The sequence below is a fragment of the Paraburkholderia sp. EG304 genome, assembly GCF_046543485.1.
GTDB lineage: Bacteria > Pseudomonadota > Gammaproteobacteria > Burkholderiales > Burkholderiaceae > Paraburkholderia > Paraburkholderia youngii.
The window spans coordinates 1-2356 of record NZ_JBKGUA010000178.1 but is presented as its reverse complement, the minus strand read 5'-3'; the positions used below and the strand labels follow the sequence as shown (position 1 = coordinate 2356).

Annotated in this window: 2 protein-coding genes and 1 pseudogene; 2 read left to right on the top strand and 1 reads right to left on the bottom strand. The window is 54.0% G+C overall.

Annotated elements, in window-relative coordinates; genetic code table 11:
• Positions 1-123: 123 nt before the first annotated feature.
• Positions 124-324: pseudogene (locus ACLFKU_RS43080) on the bottom strand (IS6 family transposase); the annotation flags it as partial.
• 1339 nt (positions 325-1663) lie between these two features.
• Between ACLFKU_RS43080 and ACLFKU_RS43075 the strand changes: the two are divergent.
• A complete protein-coding gene (locus tag ACLFKU_RS43075) occupies positions 1664-1996 on the top strand; it encodes a hypothetical protein (RefSeq protein WP_410853302.1) in 333 nt (110 codons plus the stop codon).
• Positions 1997-2204: 208 nt separating this feature from the next.
• Positions 2205-2356: ABC transporter permease subunit (locus ACLFKU_RS43070; protein WP_410853303.1), on the top strand; the 152-nt coding region annotated here is incomplete at its 3' end.

Sequence of the window (2356 nt, the reverse complement as noted above, 5' to 3'; positions counted from 1 at the left end):
CATCGACTCGGTATAGCCGTCCGCTCCGCGCATCGCTTCAGTCTCAGTGTTGTCCGGTTCTTTGTTTCAACGTTTACCCCTCCCGCGCGGATGACGTGCGCGGGAGGTATTTCAACAGCCTGCTAGAACCGGCAACAGTTTGAGTGTCCAGCGATGCACAGTCGGATGGCGAACCGAAATTCCTCGTTCGCCATTCGTCTGTTGGAGGTAACGCAGACTCAGCGGATACGCAGCGTACCGGCGCACGCAGAGAAGGATTACGTCAAGCGGATAATGTAGGCGCTTGAGCACCTTCGCCACCGCGCGATTCAGGTTCTGCTTCATCGGTCAGATCATCCGTCTTCGGGGCCTCCACATGGCAGGTCCCTTATTGGGACGAAACCTTGGTCATTTCTTCTTTAGTCGGACGCCGATTCCCATGCACGTTCACCATGCTCCGCGACGGCCCCAACTACCAACCACTTTAACTGCTTGATCACTTCATTCTGATCATTCTGATGGCTCATCGATCGGATCGAACTTCATCACTGGATGACCTTCGTAGCCCTGAAAACACCCACCGAAACGGAGTCCACTCGGATCGTTGAAGGTGTGACCGGGCAATCCTAACGGCAGTTCATCTCTGATACAAGCATAACTTGCTTAAGCCGGCATAAGCAGAATTTATGCGGCAAGGAAAAGTGAGCTGCGCGGATATAAGCCGAATTTATTTCATATTCCTAATCGCGCAAAATAGAATAGGGCCCAGCCTCGGCCCACCGCAGTATTGTGCCGGTGCCGGGGGTACCTTGGTCCTTCTGAAGGAGGCTGACAGTTGGGCGCGTCGGGTAGATTGACAGGAAAGGCACTGCCGCAAGGGGGGGGAGGCAACGTAGCGTCGAAAGGGTGTTGGCCGCTCCGAGCCCCGAAGCTGATCATTAGGCCATCAGGCTGTTGGTGCTATTTGAAAGCGCGGTTTTGTAGACAAGCCGGCGGTTGGCGTGACGAGGCGTAGACGGTCGATGCGCTGCTGCGCCCCCTCCTGCAATGCCTAATGCACATCGTTATTTCGGGATGGCGATTCATCAGCATTGGCGATCCACAAAAAAGCGGTCGTTGACAAAAGGGTGGCGATCTGATTGCCGCTTGACGCGCGCAACGACGGGTAGGCGACACCGCTCAACAATTGTCCAGGAGAGGTACCTGAACAACATAGCGTCACGTGAGATCGCTGCGCCATCAAACGCATCATCAAGCTGATGTTCGCTTCAGGAATTTTTGGATCTGATGCGTCATCCTGTCGGGCACATAGAGATCATGCACATGAGTCGGAAAAAGGGTAAGTATGCGACGCTTGCAATTCAAGAGTTCCAGTCGAATAGTGCTATTCCGGGGCCACGCAACAGAAATTTCTGGTTCTGTGTGATCGCTTTTGACGCTAGCCTTAGCGGGATGCGATGCGACTGCTGACGTGATCCGTGCGGCTCCGAGAAAATGTATTGATCCGTCAGTAACGCTTGGTCGAGAACACGATGAATGCTGTCAAATGTCGCGTCGACACTCGGCAAAAAAAAGAACGCGCGGACTTTTGGAATATTTGGATTTTGGCTGAAGCTTGCGTGCATATCGGGCAAAACGGATGGGAGCCCGTTATCAGTTGAGCAATACAAAGAGAGGGACATCCATGAATGGCATCAATCAGTCGTCCGCTTCGGTCGCGGCACTACCGTCCGGTGTCCGCGTGGCTGGACAGCCTAAATTCGCAACGGAGATAGTTGCTGAACCGCTGACAGGCGGGCAGTTTACCTTTGGAAAGAACGACGAAAGCGCTGTTCGAATCGCGGTTGAAGATGTGAACAGAGCATCAGCAGCGGCAAATCGTCGCTCGGTTGCGTTCGAAGTGCTATCGGAGGATGACGCAGTGGGTCGGGAACCGGGCGCGTACTCCGTTCAGAAACTCGTCTATTCGGGAGACACGACGGCGATCGGCCGCAGTATTTCTGGCGTGATTTCGTGACAGTGCACAAGCAGATGCAATTCTCGACCATGATCGGGAAGTCGCATTCGATCGGACAGGCGACTGGATCGACGCACATGTGACGGTCTGTGCGATTTGCGGCGATAGCCGCCATCGCACTCGATTATTTTTTGACAGGTAACGGACATCATCGCACTGTCCGTTACCCCGTATCAACCCGTAGGCGGTCAACTGGAGTAAGAGAGACATGGACATTCTGGTCCAACAAATCATGAATGGACTGGTGCTTGGCAGTGTCTACGCCATCATCGCACTGGGCTATACGATGGTTTACGGCATTCTGGGCATCATCAACTTCGCTCACGGCGACGTGTTGATGGTGGGCGCGATGGTTGCGCT

Excerpts from the sequence above, each read along its gene's own strand:
- ACLFKU_RS43075 (WP_410853302.1), top strand. The coding sequence starts at position 1,664 with ATGAATGGCATCAATCAGTCGTCCGCTTCGGTCGCGGCACTACCGTCC.